The sequence below is a fragment of the Haloplanus aerogenes genome (genome assembly GCF_003856835.1).
In the GTDB taxonomy this organism is placed as follows: Archaea; Halobacteriota; Halobacteria; order Halobacteriales; family Haloferacaceae; genus Haloplanus; species Haloplanus aerogenes.
The window spans coordinates 1,464,497-1,479,980 of record NZ_CP034145.1; the positions used below are offsets into that span (position 1 = coordinate 1,464,497).

A 15,484-nucleotide genomic window follows, 5' to 3' on the forward strand; every position below is an offset into this window, starting at 1 on the left:
CAGAGACGGCAACTTGAAGCGGCCGGCGCGGTAAGGGGACGTATGAGCACGACGGTCTCACAGCTGGAGGAACTCGGACGGGAACTCGGCGAGGAAATCGCCGAGACGCCGGCGTACGAACGGTTCGAGGCGGCGAAGCAGGCGGTTCAGGACGACGACGAGGCCCAGGAGATGATCGCGAAGGTCGAACGCCTCCGCGACGAGTTCGTCGCCGCCCGCGAGACGGGCGAAGCGACACAGGAACACGTCGCGAAACTCCAGCAGGCCCAGAACGAACTCCACTCGATGGACGTGATGGAGGAGTATCTGAACGCGCAGGAGGCACTCCAGAGCCAGCTCGAAGCGATCAACCGGGCGATTTCGGAACCGCTGGCCGTCGACTTCGGCGGCGAAGCGGGCGGCTGCTGTCACGACTGAGCGACCCGCCGTCTGTCGACGCGAAAAAAGAACTCACGACCCCGGCGTGTCATTCGGCACAACAGAGGGCGCACCAGTACTGCCCGTCCAGTACCTCGTCGGGACTCGTCTCCGGCGGGCACGTCCCGAGTGGATCGTACACGAACACGCACTGGTCGTTCGGGTGGTTCAGGAACCCCGGGAAGAACTCGAACAGATCGGCGAGCGTTTCGCAGTCGAAATCCACGTCGAAAAACGACAGTAGGTCGAGAAGCGCTGCGACCTGATTCATGCCGCCGCTGATCGTCGCCATCTCTCCCGAGACGACCGGCTCTTCGCTCTCGAAATCCGCCCATATCGCCCCCGTGATGACGGCGTCGTCGTCCGGTGCCGGCGGGAACGTCTGCCCCTCGTCGAGGCGCGTGAACTGCGTCGGGAATATCGGCACCGTCACGTCCGTGTGCGTTCCCGGTTCGAGAAGCTTGTACCCGATGAGCGACTCCAGACTCTCCGGACCCGGTTCGAGACCGACCGCCGGATCGGACGCGTGAATCCCCACGACGAACGCGGGCTCGGCCGGATCGCCCTCGCGTGCGAACTCGGGATGCACCGCCGGGTCGATGTCGACCGGGTCGGTGTCTTCTTCGAACGTTACTTCGGCGACGGTTATGGTCGAATACACTGGTATCGACATGCTACGGTGGACTCCCCGCGGGTTGGTCGTTGATCGTGATGCTCGGTTCCGCGTCGTCGACCGGTTCGTCGTTCATCCCGCCCCCATCGTTGTGGCGACACTGTTCGGTGTAGAAGCCGAGGTCGAAGGCTACGGAGTCGGACTGCACCTCGTTGCCGTGGTCCACCGGGAGTTCCCACTCGAAGCCGACGTGGTGTCGATCGGGTGCCGGAGTGTAACACTCGCGGGTCGGTGCCGTGCCGTCGGTTGGACGCCCGTCCGCGATTTCGGTGAAATCGGTGACCGGCCGACCGTCCAGTGGGATGCCGACACCCTGCGAGAACAGGTCCATAGTCTCGCGGAGCGTGCCGGAGAAGAACACTTCTTCCGGCTGCCGGTTCCAGTCGTCGACGATCTCCCAGACGTGAACGGTTTCGAGCCGACACACTGGGTCGACGATGTCGATTTCCACCAGGCAGAATCCCCCTTCTTCTTGGGGATTCCGTAACCAGACCCCGCCGCCCGGGACCGTCGGACACTCCATGTCGACACACTCTCCCGGGTCGGCCACCGGTCCTTCGGGAGCATCGACACAGAGGATCCATATCGGATCGCCCACGTCGATCCAGTCCCAGGCGTCGATCTGTGACGGCGAATCGACGCCCGGAATGTCGGCGATCACTCCTTCGCACACACACCGCTCTTGGGGCCCGTCGGTCCGCGTCGCACAGGGCAGATCCGTCCAGTCGGGCTTCCACTCCCACACGTCGACCGGCTGATCCGGTCGGCTACAGAATCGCTCGAGCGGGGTGATTTCGATCCGACAGATCGCACTCCCGCTCGGGTGAACCACGTAGACGTGTCCCTTGTCGATGGGACAAATGTTCGATCCCTCACACCACACGTAGATTTCGTCTCGTGCGAACCAGCCACACCCGGGCGGGATGTGGTCGACGCTCGCCTTGCAGACCAGCAGGTCCTGTCGGTGACCGATCCGCTCCACGCAGGGTGTCGGCCGCCACGGTCTGTTGTTACCGTTCTTGTCGTACCACACCGTCGTCTGAATGGTATCGGCCAGTTCTCCACGGCCCGGGAGCTGCTCGTCCGGATCGTCGGCTTCGGGTTCCGTTACACCGTTCTCGGCATTTGACAGTAACTCGCCGTTCATCCAGACGTACCCCGGATTGTCACAGAGCGCGAAGTCGAACGTCACCTCGCCGAAGTCGCCCGGCTTCACGTCTTCCAGTTCGATCACCGGTTTCTCGAGGTCGTCGGGCACGTCCGCCAGCACCTCACAGGGATCGGCCGTCCCCTCGTTGAGGCGCTTTCGAGCCTGCTTGTCCGGAAACTGCTCCTGCAGCGTCGCGTCCATGAACCCCTGCAGGTCGTCGACGACCAACTCGCCGTCCTCCATGTGGGCGTGTTCCGCCTCGTCCTCGCTCCAGTCGCTGTAGTGTTCTTCCCAGCTCACCTTCATATCGAGCGTCCCAGCCGTCAACTGATTGTTCTCGAACGTCTCTTGGTCGCTGAAGAAGGCACTCGTCCCCAGTCCCGCGCCCGCCGACGCCGCACCCACGGTCCCCAGCGCCGCGAGCGCCTTCCGCCGCGACAGTTCGAACTCGTCTGGCATGCGTTCACTCCCCCCGTGGGGAACGTCCCCCGGCGGAGTCGAACCGCCGACTGGTGCCTTCCGAGACGGCCAGAAGTAGTATCTGAAACTCATTAGCTAATTGGGGATTACTCCGCTGCCGCATTCTTAACAATAAAACGTTATCAATAGATGGCAGAACGACGGCCGATCCGAGGGTTCAAATCCGAGTGAGCGGCCACCCCGCCCCATGCTCGCTATCGCCGGCGGCAAGGGCGGCGTGGGAAAGACGACGACGGCGCTCGGGCTGTCCGCGGCGCTCGACGCGCCGGTCGTCGCGGCCGACGCCGACCCGGACATGCCCGACCTGCACGCGCTCGCGGGCGTGGACCGCGAACCGACGCTCGCCGCACTCGACGGCCACGACATCGAGACCGTCGTCCAGCCCCACCCCGACGAGTCGGACGTGACGTTGCTCCCCGCGCCGCCTATCGATACCGATGCCGACGCAGTCGCCCGCTCGCTCACCCGACTGGCTGCCAGCGACCGACGTGCGGTCGTCGACTGTCCTGCCGGGGCCGGTCCGGACGCCGCGGCGCCGCTCCGAACCGCCGACGCGACGCTGCTGGTCACCACGCTCTGTGCGCCGGCCCTCCGCGATGCGGCGAAGACGGCGGCGATGGCCCGCACCCTCGACGCGCCGCCCTGTGGCGTCGTGTTGACGCGCACCCGGTCGGCGCCGGACGCCGTCGTCGAGTTACTCGGCTGCCCGGTGGTGGCCTCGGTACCGACTGCCGACGCCCCGATCCTCGACGACGACGGCGTTCGCGCCGCCTATCGACGGCTCGCCGCCGATCTGGGAGAAGACATATTATGACGCCCCACATACGCGTTGGGTATGGCTGACCGTCTCCCGACGGGTATCTCCGTCCTCGACAGGCAGCTCGACGGCGGGATTCCGCCGGGGAGCATCCTGTTGCTGACCGCCGATCCGGCCAGCCAGTCCGAATCCTTGCTGTACGAGATCGCGGCCGCTCGGGGGACGCTGTACGTGACGACCGTCCGGTCGGAACAGGCGGTGCGCGACGCCGTCGACCGGTACCAGGGGCGCGTCGACCGGCTGACGATCCGTGACGCGGGTGATTACCCACCCATCGACAACGCCACCCGCCTCGTGAAGGATCTCCCCGAGAGTTCGAACCTCCTCGTCGACGTCGTCGATCCGCTGGAGGAGGCGGACCCGGCCCGCTATCGGGCGTTCCTCAACGAACTCCAGACGCACATGGTCAACACGGGGTCGATCGCAGTGTTGCACGCCATGCATGGTCACGGCGATCCGCCGGTCAACCGGACGCTCTCCGAGCACATGGCGGACGTGGTGTTCGACCTCCAGACCGACACGGACGGCTCACAGATCGTCAACCGCCTCGCCGTGCCGAAGTTCCGCGGCGGCGGTGCGCTCGAAGAGACGATCAAGCTCAAACTCACCGACGGCGTCACCATCGACACCAGCCGCGACATCGCCTGATACTCCGTCTCACACGACGGCGTACGCCGCCGTTCCGACCGTCACGGCGACCGTCAGCAGCATCCAGAGTCGCGGGTTCTCGAACGCGCTCCCGGTCGATCCCTTGCCCAGAAACAGGTAGCCGAAGTAGACGGCGACGGGGGAGAGTCGGAGGAGCGGGCTGACCGCCACGCCGAGTCCGTACCGCAAGGCGAGCGTCAGCGCGACGGTACAGCCGGCCGCGACGGCAGCGACCCGGAGGTCGGCCGCGACGGCGTCGGGGATATCCATGATCGGTGGTGAACGGAGCGATACGAGAAGCCGTCGATGTCGGCTACTCTTCGATATCCTCTTCGAGTTCGTCGACGATCTCGTCGGCGTCCACGTCGACGTCTTCGAGGGCTTCCTCGACGTCACCGGCACCGGCGCCGCCCATGCCGCCCATCATACCGCCCATACCGCCCATCATACTGCCCGTGCCGTCGATGGTCTCCTGGACGATGACACGGTCGAGGTCGAGGCGGTCCATGATCTGCTGGGCGATCTGCTGCTTCTGGAAGAGCCACTGCTGGTTCATCGTCATCTGCGGCGTGGCCTCGATGTACAGCGTCTCCTTCTCGACCGTCTGGGTCTCGGTCTCGTACTCGGGCTCTTCGTCCTCGTCCTCGGACTCGACCTCGACCTGCACTTCCTCTTCGACCTCGTCGGTCTGGATCCACACCTCGGGGGCGTGGTCGAGGTACATGCCAAGGAGGCCCTGCGCCCGTTCCTCGGGGTCGTCGACGACGTCGACGACCTCGTACTCGTATTCGAGGTCCTCGCCGGCGAGGGGGTGGTTGAAGTCGACGCGGGCGCGGCCGCCGATGATCGTCTCGACGTGACCCTGCTGTCCGTCGACGTTGACGTGGGCGCCGGGGTAGCGGTCGTCCTCGTCGATCTTCTCGGCGCTGACGGTGCGCACGTCGTCGGGGTCGAACTCGCCGAAGGCGTCGACGGCGTCGATGTGGACGGTGTTCTCGGCACCGACTTCCTTGCCGATCAGGTCCTCGTTGACCGCCTCGAAGACGTGGCCGGCACCGACGACGATGATTCGGGGCTCGAACTCGTGGCCCTCCTCGTCGATTTCGGCCTCCTCGGCGACCTCCTGATAGGTCGTGTCGACGACCGTCCCGTCGTCCGCGGTGCGGACGGTGTAGTTGATGCGGACGAAGTCGTCGTCCTGCAGGCCGGATGCCTCCTCGGTCTCGGTCTCGGTCTCTGTCTCCGCCTCGGGGTCATCGGCCGCGTCGGCGTCTACCGGCTCGTCGGCCGATTCGGCCTGTTCGTCACTCATACAGTCCACAACTCCCGTGCGACCCTTAAGAATCACGTTTCCTGTCTCGCCGTGTCGCGAGGCTTTTCCCACCCGCCCGCGACGCCCCGTGTATGTACGAAGTCGAGTTGAAGGTCCGAGCGGATCACGACGCCGTTCGGGACCGACTCTCGGCGCTCGACGCCGACCACGTCGGCGCCGTCACACAGGTCGACACCTACTACGACGCTCCGCACCGCGACTTCGCGGAGACGGACGAGGCGCTCCGCATCCGACGTGAGAAGAGCAACGACGAGACGACGACCCGCGTCACCTACAAGGGCCCCCTCGTCGAGCGCGAGTCGAAGACCCGCCGCGAGGTCGAGACGGGCGTCGAGGACGGTGACCACCTCGACGACATCCTCGGTTCGCTCGGCTTCACCCCCGCCGCCGTGGTCGAGAAAGAGCGGGATCGCTACACGCTCGACGGCTACACGGTCACGCTGGATACGGTCTCGGAGGTGGGCGAGTTCGTCGAAATCGAGCGCGAGACCCCCGAATCGGAGCTGGAGACGGTTCGCGAGAGAGCCATCGAGCGCCTGCGTGATCTCGGCCTCGACCCCGACGCGCAGATCCGCACGTCGTATCTCGGTCTCCTGCTGGATTCCTCAGAGTAATACTTCGGTCGCGAAAGGTTTCCGCAAGTTATAGCACCCGGCAGTGTGAACCTCCGCCGATGAGCGACCGGAACATCCGTATCGAGTCCGTCGACCGGCGCGCGGTCGAGGACCAGGAGGTGGAGATCGTCGAGCGGAAAGGGATCGGACATCCCGACTCCCTCTGTGACGGGATCGCGGAGAGCGTCTCCCGCGCCCTCTCGAATCTCTATCTCGATCGCGTCGGGGAAGTGCTGCACTACAACACGGACGAGACGCAGTTGGCTGCCGGCAACGCCTCCCCCGCCTTTGGCGGCGGCGAGGTGGTCGAGCCGATCCACGTGTTGATCGTCGGGCGCGCCACCCGACAGTACGAGGCCGACGACGGTACCTCGTACACCCTCCCCGTCGACTCGGTGGCGCTCTCGGCCGCCCGCGACTACCTCGCCGAGACCGTCCCCGAACTCGACTTCGGGACGGACGTGGTGGTCGACGTGCGCCTCGGCGAAGGGAGCGGCGACCTCCAGACCGTCTTCGGCGAGGACGGCGCCGCCGTCCCCATGGCCAACGACACGAGTTTCGGCGTCGGCCACGCGCCCCTGACCGAGACGGAACGGATCGTCCTCGAAGCCGAGGAGTACCTCAACGGCCCGTACGCCGACGACCACCCCGAACTCGGTCCCGACGTGAAGATCATGGGCAAACGTGAGGGCGATCGGATCGACCTCACGGTGGCCGCGGCGATGATCGACAGCTACCTCGCCGACATGGCGGCGTACCGCGACGCCGTGGCGAACGTTCGCGAAGCCGTCACCGACCTCGCGGAGTCCTACACCGACCGCGCCGTCTCCGTCGAGGTCAACACCGCCGACGACTACGACGAGGGCTCCATCTACCTCACCACTACCGGCACCAGCGCCGAACAGGGCGACGACGGCTCCGTCGGCCGCGGCAACCGCTCCAACGGCCTCATCACGCCAAACCGACCGATGAGCATGGAGGCCACGAGCGGGAAGAACCCCGTCAACCACATCGGGAAGATCTACAACCTCCTCAGCACGCGCATCGCGGAGACGGTCGTCGACGAGGTGGACGGCATCCGCGACCTCCGGGTGCGCCTCCTCAGCCAGATCGGCCGTCCCATCGACCAGCCACACGTCGCGGACGCCTTCGTCGTCACCGACGACGGCGTCGACCTCACCGACATCGAAAGCGACATCCAGACCATCGTCGACCGCGAACTCGCCGCGGTGACCGACGTGACCCGTGACGTGATCGAGGGCGACCTGCGGACGTTCTGACGCCGGTCGTAATCGACGACCGGATCGAACCACGGTCGTTTCACTCCCTGATTCGAGCCGCCCTCCGGAACGGATCGAACCACGGTCGTTTCACTCCCTGATTCGAGCCGCCCTCCGGAACGGATCGAACCACGGTCGTTTCACTCCCTGATTCGAGCCGCCCTCCGGAACGGATCGAACCACGGTCGTTTCACTCCCTGATTCGAGCCGCCCTCCGGAACGGATCGAACCACGGTCGTTTCACTCCCTGATTCGAGCCGCCCTCCGGAACGGATCGAACCACGGTCGTTTCACTCCCTGATTCGAGCCGCCCTCCGGAACGGATCGAACCACGGTCGTTTCACTCCCTGATTCGAGCCGCCCTCCGGAACGGATCGAACCACGGTCGTTTCACTCCCTGATTCGAGCCGCCCTCCGGAACGGATCGAACCACGGTCGTTTCACTCCCTGATTCGAGCCGCCCTCCGGAACGGATCGAACCACGGTCGTTTCACTCCCTGATTCGAGCCGCCCTCCGGAACGGATCGAACCACGGTCGTTTCACTCCCTGATTCGAGCCGCCCTCCGGAACGGATCGAACCACCCTAGTACTCCGACGGCGTAGCTACCCCGTGACCGTGGACGACGCCGATCCGACACCCGACACCGTCCTCGTGAGCTTCGGCGAACTCGGAACAAAGAGCCGCGAGGTCCGTGGGAAGATGACGCGTCGCCTCCGCGACAACGTGGCCGCCCTCCTCGACGACCGCGGCATCGACGCCACCGTGGATCGCGAGTGGGCGCGGATCGTTATCCACGCCGACGACCCCGACCGTGCCGCCCGCGTCGCCGCCGACGCCATGGGCGTCGTCTGGGCGCGCCCCGCCGTCCGCTGTGCCGCCAATCTCGACGCCATCGAGGAGACGCTCGCCGCCCTCGCCAGCGACGCCGACCCGGTCGACACTTACGCCGTCCGCGCGCGCCGCGCCGGTGACGCCGACGACCACCCATTCACCAGCCGCGACATCGAACGCGAGGGCGGTCGCGCCGTCGGCGTCGCCACGGACGCCACGGTCGATCTCGACGACCCCGACCGCACGTACCACGTCGAAGTGCGCGGCGCGCGGGCGCACGTGACCGCGACCACCTACGAAGGGCCGGGTGGCCTCCCCCTCGGGACACAGGAACCGCTCGTCGCCCTCGTGAGCGGCGGCCACGACTCCCCCGTCGCGGCCCACGAGGTGATGCGCCGCGGGGCACCGGTGATTCCGGTCTACGTCGACCTCGGCGTCTACGGCGGCCCGGACCACGTGGCGCGTGCGGTGGCGACCGTCGGCCGACTCGACCGCTACGCCCCCAACTTCGACTGTCGGCTCCGGGTCGTCCCCGGCGGCGACCTCGCCGAGACGCTGATCGAGGACGTCGAAGACACCCGGATGCTCTCGTGGCGGCGCGCGCTCCTCCGTATCGCCGAAACCGTCGCCGAACACGAGGACGCGGCGGGCATCGTCACCGGCGAGGCGTTGGGTCAGAAGTCGAGCCAGACTGCCGCCAACCTCACTGCCACCGACGCGGCGATCGACCTGCCCGTGCATCGCCCGCTCCTCACGTGGGACAAACCCGACATCCTCGACCGGGCACGCGCCATCGGCACCTACGAGGACTCGTCGATCCCCGTCGGCTGTGAGCGACTCGATCCGCCCTTCCCCGAAACCGGTGCGACCCGCGAGGCCGTCGAGGCGGCCGAACCCGCCGACTTCCTTGACCGGGCCGCGGCCGCCGTCGATGATCTGCGGATCGTGACTGTCGACACCGCCGACGCCGACGCTCGGTAGCCCGCCGGCGCAACCGCTTTAGGGGAGCCTTCCGATTCACCGGCCGTGACGCAGGTGTGTCTGGTCGGCGCGGACGACGTCGATCTGCGATACGAACTCCTCTCGCGCGAGACGGCGCGGGCGGCGCTCGCGACCTACGACCTCCACGAACCCTTCGCAAACACGGTCGCCGTCGACACCGTCAGCCTCGGCGCCGCCGTCTCCCTCCTGAACGACCTGAACTGGTATCTCGTCCGTTTCGCCGACCGTGCGCTGGTCCGGGAGCCGAGCATCTCGACGAGCGAGTGGCTCTCTCGCGATCTGGCCGAACGCGTCCGCGATGGCGACGTGCCGCCCGAGGAGACCGATATCTACCTGCAGGTGTACGGCCTCGACGGCGACGACCTCGTCGAACCGATGTACGCCACCCGCGTCGACGGCCGGATTCCGGAGTACGACCTGCGGGACGTGGACGACACGCTCGTCGTTCGGGTCACGGAAGACGAATTTCGGTAGATCAGCCGCGAGTGACCGCGTATTCGCGTCAGTCCGGCGCGACCGGCCGTCAATCGCGACTGTAGTCGAACAGCCCTGTCGACATGTAGCGCTCGCCGCTGTCCCAGAACACCGTCACGACCAGCGGATCGTCCGTTTCCAGCCGCTCGGCAACCCGTTTCGCACCGATGCTCGACGCGCCGCTCGACTGTCCGACCAGAATCCCCTCCTCGCGTGCGAGGCGGCGACACTCCGCTTCCGCGGCGTCGAGGGTGACGTTCTCCACGCCGTCGAGCAAGTCGGTGTCGACGTTCTCGGCGACGAATCCGGGACCCATCCCCTGAAAGTCGTCCGCGCCGGGGTTGCCCGTGAGGAACTGGTTGTCTTCGGGCTGGACGCCCACGACTTCCATGTCGGGGAACGTCTCTTTCAACCGCCGACCCGTCCCCGAGATGGTGCCGCCGGTGCCGACGCCACAGACCAGCGCGTCGACCGTCCGGTCACCTACCTGTTCGATGATCTCCGGCCCGGTCGTCTCGTAGTGGGACTGCGGGTTCGCGGGGTTCTCGAACTGGTACATCTGCACCATCCCCTCGGCCTCCAGTTCGTCCGCCCGCGCCCGCGCTTCCTCCATCTCGCCGTCGACGAGTTCCAGGTCGGCGCCGTACGCTTTCATGATCTGGCGGCGCTCCGGCGACTTCGAGGACGGCATCACGAGCGTCACGTCGTAGCCCTTCGCGGCGCCGACGACGGCGAGGCCGATGCCCGTGTTCCCGCTCGTGGGTTCGACGATGGCGTCGCCGGGTTCGAGTTCGCCCGCCTCCTCCGCGGCCTCGACCATCGCCTTCGCCGGGCGATCCTTCGCGGAGCCACCGGGATTTTTCGACTCGATTTTCGCCGCGACCGTCGTCCCCGGTGGGGACTCGATCTGTACCAGCGGCGAGCCGATGGCGTCGAGAATACTGTCGTGCATGGGCGCCCGATTCGCGGCCGGCGCGTAAATCGGTGATGGAACGGGCGGCTACACCCGCGACAGAATCCGCTCCTCGAACGCCGTCGGATCGAGCGTCTTCACCCCTTCTGCCTCCGCTTGCTCTCGCTTCCGCGTCCCCGGATTCTCACCGACCACGAGGTAGTCCGTTTCGCCGCTGACCGAGGAGGTGACGTTCGCGCCGTGGGTCTCCAGCAACTCCGTCAGCTCCGACCGGGTGTAGCCCGGCACGCTCCCGGTGAACACCACCGTCAGCCCGTCCAGTTCGTCGCCGCGCTCCTGCCGTTCGGGTTCGACACCCGCGTCGAGGAGGCGCTCCACCATCTCGACGTTCGCCTCGGAGTCGAAGTAGTCGACGACGGCCTCCGCTACCTCCGGCCCCACGTCGTCGACGGCGCGGAGGTCCTCGACGGTCGCGTCCAGCAACTCGTCGAGCGAGAACGCGGCGGCGAGCGCTCGCGCCCGTTCCGTCCCGACGTGCCGGATGCCGAGCGCGTAGATAAACGTGCCCAGAGCCACGTGCTTGCTCGCCTCCAGTTCGGCGAGCAGGTTGTCGGCCGATCTCTCGCCCCACCCGTCCAGCGCCACGAGGCTGTCACGATCGAGGTCGTAGAGGTCGGCGAGCGACTCGATCAGCCCCGCCTCGACTAGCTGGTCGGCCGCCTCCGCACCCAGACCCTCGATGTCCATCGCGTCGCGCGAGCAGAAATGCTGGAGGGAGCGGCGCAGTTGGGCGGGACACGACGCGTTCGTGCAGTAGTGGTGTTCGCCCTCTTGGGCGACGTTGCCGTCACAGACGGGGCAGGCGTCCGGCATCTCGAAGTAGCCGTTGCCACCCTCCGTCACCTCGACCACCTCGGGGATCACGTCGCCCGCGCGTTCGAGGCGGACGCTCGCACCCTCCCGTACCCCCAGCCTCTCGATCTGCGAGGCGTTGTGGAGGGTGGCACGACTGATCGTCACGCCCTGTACGTCCACGGGGTCGAGGAGGGCGACCGGCGTCAGCTTCCCCGTCCGTCCAACCTGTACGATGATGCGCTCGACGGTCGTCTCGCCGGTCCGCGCAGGGAACTTGTAGGCGAAGGCCCAGCGAGGGTGGCGCGCGGTCGACCCCAGTTCCTCGCGAGCGTCGAAGTCGACCACCTTGGCGACGATGCCGTCGATTTCGTACTCCAGGTCGTCGCGCTCGTCCATGAGCCGGTTGCGGTAGTCGATCACGGCGTCCACGTCGTCGACGACGGTCGTCTCGTCGTTGACGCGGAAGCCGAGGTCGCGGAGCAGGTCGAACGCTTCCGTCTGGGCGTCGAGGTCGGCCGAGGTGTCGATCACGTCGTAGAAGAACACGTCGAGCGGGCGATCCGCGACCGTCTCGGGGTCGAGGAGGCGGACCGTCCCCGCCGCGGCGTTGCGCGGGTTGGCGAAGGGGTCGTCGCCGCGTTCGATCCGGCGCTCGTTCAGTTCCTGAAAGCCCGAACGGGGCATGTACACCTCGCCGCGGACGGCGAGGAAGTCGGGAGCGTCGTCGGGGAGGTGGAGGGGGACGCTGCGGATGGTGCGGACGTTCGCAGATACGTCCTCGCCCCGTTGGCCGTCGCCACGGGTGACGGCGCGGTCGAAGGCGCCGTCCTCGTACACCACCTCGACGGAGAAGCCGTCGAACTTCGGCTCCGCGGAGTAGTTCACCTCGCCCACGCGGTCACAGATCCGCCGGTCGAACTCGCGGATTTCGTCCACCTCGCCCGACGACTGCAGGCTCAGGAGGGGCACGACGTGTTCGACCGTCTCCAACTCGTCCAGCGGTTCGCCGCCGACACGCTGGGTCGGCGAGTTTTCGTCGTGTAAGTCGAACGCGTCCTCTAACGCCTGCAGGCGCTCGAACAGTTCGTCGTAGGCACGGTCGGCGATCACGGGGTCGTTCTCGACGTAGTAGCGGTAGTCGTGGTACTCGATGGCTGCGCGCAGGTCGGCAACCTGCTCGCGGGCCTCGTCCTCGTTCAGTTCGTCGACCGGCGCGAACGACGTGTCCGGGTCGCGCACGTACGGGTTGTCCGCTGGTTCCTCGACCATCTCGCTGTCGGGTGAGGGGTCGCCGGGTAGGAATAGGTAGCGACTCGACTGCCGGAGCGCGAGGGTTAAATCCGCGGGCGTGGTACGACGCTCCATGTCTCTGGAAACCATGGAACCGGCTGGCGAGTGGAGCGGTGACGAGCAGGTACGCGAACGCCTGGGGCGGGAGGACCTGACCTACCTCGTCTGGGGTGCGGACTGGTGTGGCGACTGTCAGGGGCAGTTGCCAGCCTTCGCCGCCGCCCTCGACGCCGCGGGCGTCCCCGCCGACCGGATCGAACAGTTCCCCGTCGACGACGACAAGCAGGGCGAGGGCGTCGACGAGTACGGTATCGAGTACATCCCGACCGTCGTCGTGGAACGTCAGGGGGAGGAGATTGCCCGATTCGTCGAAGAAGAACCCGTTTCTATCGCCGAGTATCTCGCGGAGCAGATTGCGGCGGCGGACGAGGCGCCGGCGAACGCCGACGACTAGTTCAACCAGTCTAGCGCCGCCTTGAGGTCAGTCTGCGGCGGCGAACAGGTGAAGTCCCGACAGGCGTACGCCGTGGGCTCCCCGTCCTGCGCCTCCCGGTTCGCCCAGATGGGGGGCACCTCGTCGATACCGAGCGAATCGAGCCACGGATCGAGGTCGTCGTCGCTCGCCGGGCGTGGCGCGACGACGCCCGTCAGCAGGGGCGTCTCGGCCAGCGTCTCCCGCCACGACGCGGGCACCTCGTCGGCCGCGAGCGTCAGTTCCACCGGGCCGCGAGCGTGGGCGTCCGCCGCGAGGACGAGCGACGCGTGTTCGAGCGGACTGCTCCGAATCCGGTCGGCGTGGGTCGCGAGCAGTCGTTCGGTTATCTCGCCGAAGTCCTCGTCGGGGACGAACAGGTCGAGTTCGTCGAACAGGCCGGCCGCGACGCCGAGACTCGACGGCGTCGACTGGTCGTTCAACTCCTGTGGCCGGGTCACTAGCCCCTCGCCGTGTTCGGGCGTGTAGTAGAGGGTGCCCGCCTCGTCGTCCCAGAACTCCGACCGGATGGTGCGCGCGAGGTCGACCGCGAACGCGAGGTGGTCCACCTCTCCGGTCACCTGATAGCAGTCGAAGGCGCCCGTCGCGAGGAAGGCGTAGTCGTCGAGGTAGCCCTCGACCTGCACGTCGCCGCCCTTGAACCGTCGCTTCAGCCGTCTCTCGTCCGCGTCCCAGAGGTGGTCGCGCACGAAGTCGAGGGCGTCGGTGGCCGTCGCAACGAGCGCCGGATCGAGGGTTCGCGCCCCGGTCGCGATGCCCGAGATGGCGAGGCCGTTCCACCCCGCGAGCACTTTCTCGTCGCGGGCGGGCCGCGGGCGCTCGGCGCGGGCGTCGAAGGCGCGGGTCCGGGCCGCCATGAGGACGCGCTCGACCGTCTCCTCGGAGAGGTCGTACGTCTCGGCTAGGTCCTCGTACCCCGCCGAGACGGTGAGGACGGTCGTCCCGCCCTCGAAGTTACCGCCGGACTCGACGCCGTAGCGGTCACAGAACAGGTCGGCGGCCGTCTCGGCGTCGACCGTCGCGTCCGCAGCCTCGATCGGGTCGTCGCCCATCGCCGCGCGCACCTCGTCGGGCGTCCAGACGTAGAAGGCGCCCTCCTCGTCCTCGGGCTCCTCGCCCTCGTCGAGCCGGGCGTCTGGCGTCCGGCTCTGGGCGTCGAGCGTGCTGTAGAACCCTCCCTCTGGGTGCTGGAGTTCGCGTTCGAGGAAGGCGACCGTCTCGCTTGCGACGCGGGCGTACCGTTCCGCGCCCGTCGCCTGCGCGGCCTCGAAGTACAGCCGCGGCAACTCCGCGTTGTCGTACAGCATCTTCTCGAAGTGCGGGACGGTCCACTCGCGGTCGGTGGCGTAGCGGTGGAAGCCGCCGCCGACGTGGTCGTAGAGGCCGCCGGCGGCCATGGCGTCGAGCGTCTCCGTCACCACGTCGCCGGCCGCCTCGTCGCCGTCGAGCGTCGCGGCGCGGAGCAACAGGTCGAGGCGGCGGGGTTGGGGGAACTTCGGCCCGCCGGCGCCGAACCCGCCGTGCGTGCGGTCGGCGCTCCGGATGGCTGCCGCCGTCGCCGACTCCAGCACGTCCGATTCGGGTGGCTCGCCCGGTTGCTCCGGCGTCGATTCGAGTTCGTCGGTGATCGCCGCCGTCCACTGCTCCGCGCGGTTCTCGATCTCGCCGCGATCCTCCTGCCACGACCGGGACACGTCCTGCAGGAGCTGGAGAAATCCGGGGCGGCCGCGCTTGGGGTCTCGGGGGAAGTACGTGCCGACGTAGAACGGTTCGCCTTCCGGGGTGAGAAAGACGGAGAGCGGCCACCCGCCGCCACCGGAGACGAGTTGACAGATGGTCTGGTAGACGCTGTCCACGTCCGGGCGCTCCTCGCGGTCGACCTTGATCGGGACGAACCGCTCGTTGAGGACCGTCGCCACCTCGTCGTCCTGGAAGCTCTCCGCCTCCATCACGTGACACCAGTGACAGGCGGCGTAGCCGACCGAGAGGAAGATGGGCACGTCGTGTTCGCGCGCCGTGCGTAACGCTTCCTCGTCCCACGGCTGCCAGTTGACCGGATTGTCCGCGTGTTGTTCGAGATAGGGGCTGGCCTCCTCGTCGAGACGATTCCGATCCGTCGGCGTCGTGGGCATGGTCGTAGTTCGGCGCCCAGACAGGTAAAGGCCAAGAACACCACTGCGGTCGCGTCAGTCACCTGTCGAACGACTAGGCC

The 15,484-nt window shown here is 67.2% G+C and carries 15 protein-coding genes; 8 read left to right on the plus strand and 7 right to left on the minus strand.

Going from position 1 to position 15,484, the window contains the following annotated elements; all coding sequences use genetic code 11:
- Nucleotides 1-42 precede the first annotated feature (42 nt).
- The gene (locus DU502_RS07455; RefSeq protein ID WP_121920618.1) at nt 43-417 is read left to right on the plus strand and encodes a YlbF family regulator; all 375 of its coding nucleotides are present in this window, start codon (nt 43-45) and stop codon (nt 415-417) included.
- Nucleotides 418-466: 49 nt separating this feature from the next.
- On the opposite strand, the gene DU502_RS07460 is transcribed toward DU502_RS07455, so the two are convergent.
- Nucleotides 467-1,090 (minus strand): hypothetical protein, encoded by a 624-nt coding sequence (locus DU502_RS07460; RefSeq protein WP_124897042.1) that lies wholly within the window; start codon nt 1,088-1,090, stop codon nt 467-469.
- A 1-nt stretch (nt 1,091) separates the two neighbouring features.
- Complete coding sequence (locus DU502_RS07465; RefSeq protein ID WP_158601168.1) at nt 1,092-2,699, minus strand: SipW-dependent-type signal peptide-containing protein; 1,608 nt, start codon at nt 2,697-2,699, stop codon at nt 1,092-1,094.
- Nucleotides 2,700-2,907: 208 nt separating this feature from the next.
- Between DU502_RS07465 and DU502_RS07470 the strand changes: the two genes are divergently transcribed.
- Nucleotides 2,908-3,534 carry a MinD/ParA family ATP-binding protein gene (locus DU502_RS07470; protein ID WP_121920615.1) on the plus strand — a complete coding sequence of 209 codons (627 nt, stop codon included), beginning with the start codon at nt 2,908-2,910 and terminating at the stop codon, nt 3,532-3,534.
- A 21-nt stretch (nt 3,535-3,555) separates the two neighbouring features.
- On the plus strand, nt 3,556-4,185 hold the full coding sequence (locus DU502_RS07475) for an RAD55 family ATPase (protein WP_121920614.1): 630 nt from the start codon (nt 3,556-3,558) through the stop codon (nt 4,183-4,185).
- A 9-nt stretch (nt 4,186-4,194) separates the two neighbouring features.
- Here the strand turns inward: DU502_RS07475 and DU502_RS07480 are convergent, their stop codons facing one another.
- Together DU502_RS07480 and DU502_RS07485 are read right to left on the minus strand one after the other, a co-directional pair.
- Nucleotides 4,195-4,455 carry a hypothetical protein gene (locus DU502_RS07480; RefSeq protein WP_121920613.1) on the minus strand — a complete coding sequence of 87 codons (261 nt, stop codon included), beginning with the start codon at nt 4,453-4,455 and terminating at the stop codon, nt 4,195-4,197.
- Between the two features lie 43 nt (nt 4,456-4,498).
- Nucleotides 4,499-5,497, minus strand: coding sequence for an FKBP-type peptidyl-prolyl cis-trans isomerase (locus DU502_RS07485; RefSeq protein WP_121920612.1), 999 nt, complete (start codon nt 5,495-5,497; stop codon nt 4,499-4,501).
- A 92-nt stretch (nt 5,498-5,589) separates the two neighbouring features.
- On the opposite strand from DU502_RS07485, the gene cyaB reads away from it, so the two are divergent.
- From cyaB to DU502_RS07505, 4 genes are all read left to right on the plus strand, one after another.
- Nucleotides 5,590-6,132 carry a class IV adenylate cyclase gene (cyaB, locus tag DU502_RS07490; protein WP_121920611.1) on the plus strand — a complete coding sequence of 181 codons (543 nt, stop codon included), beginning with the start codon at nt 5,590-5,592 and terminating at the stop codon, nt 6,130-6,132.
- Nucleotides 6,133-6,191: 59 nt separating this feature from the next.
- A complete protein-coding gene (locus tag DU502_RS07495) occupies nt 6,192-7,412 on the plus strand; it encodes a methionine adenosyltransferase (protein ID WP_121920610.1) in 1,221 nt (406 codons plus the stop codon).
- Between the two features lie 617 nt (nt 7,413-8,029).
- A complete protein-coding gene (locus DU502_RS07500) occupies nt 8,030-9,226 on the plus strand; it encodes a tRNA sulfurtransferase (protein WP_394338917.1) in 1,197 nt (398 codons plus the stop codon).
- 45 nt (nt 9,227-9,271) lie between these two features.
- On the plus strand, nt 9,272-9,721 hold the full coding sequence (locus DU502_RS07505; RefSeq protein ID WP_121918775.1) for a DUF5804 family protein: 450 nt from the start codon (nt 9,272-9,274) through the stop codon (nt 9,719-9,721).
- A gap of 49 nt (nt 9,722-9,770) precedes the next feature.
- On the opposite strand, the gene DU502_RS07510 is transcribed toward DU502_RS07505, so the two are convergent.
- Both DU502_RS07510 and ligA read right to left on the minus strand, forming a co-directional pair.
- A complete protein-coding gene (locus tag DU502_RS07510) occupies nt 9,771-10,673 on the minus strand; it encodes a PLP-dependent cysteine synthase family protein (protein ID WP_121918776.1) in 903 nt (300 codons plus the stop codon).
- A gap of 48 nt (nt 10,674-10,721) precedes the next feature.
- A complete protein-coding gene (gene ligA / locus DU502_RS07515; protein WP_121918777.1) occupies nt 10,722-12,758 on the minus strand; it encodes an NAD-dependent DNA ligase LigA in 2,037 nt (678 codons plus the stop codon).
- Between the two features lie 94 nt (nt 12,759-12,852).
- On the opposite strand from ligA, the gene DU502_RS07520 reads away from it, so the two are divergent.
- A complete protein-coding gene (locus tag DU502_RS07520; RefSeq protein WP_121918778.1) occupies nt 12,853-13,233 on the plus strand; it encodes a thioredoxin family protein in 381 nt (126 codons plus the stop codon).
- Here the strand turns inward: DU502_RS07520 and DU502_RS07525 are convergent.
- Entirely contained in the window at nt 13,230-15,404 is a 2,175-nt protein-coding gene (locus DU502_RS07525; RefSeq protein WP_121918779.1) for a thioredoxin domain-containing protein, read from the minus strand. The two genes, DU502_RS07520 and DU502_RS07525, sit on opposite strands and share 4 nt — an antisense overlap.
- Nucleotides 15,405-15,484 lie beyond the last annotated feature (80 nt).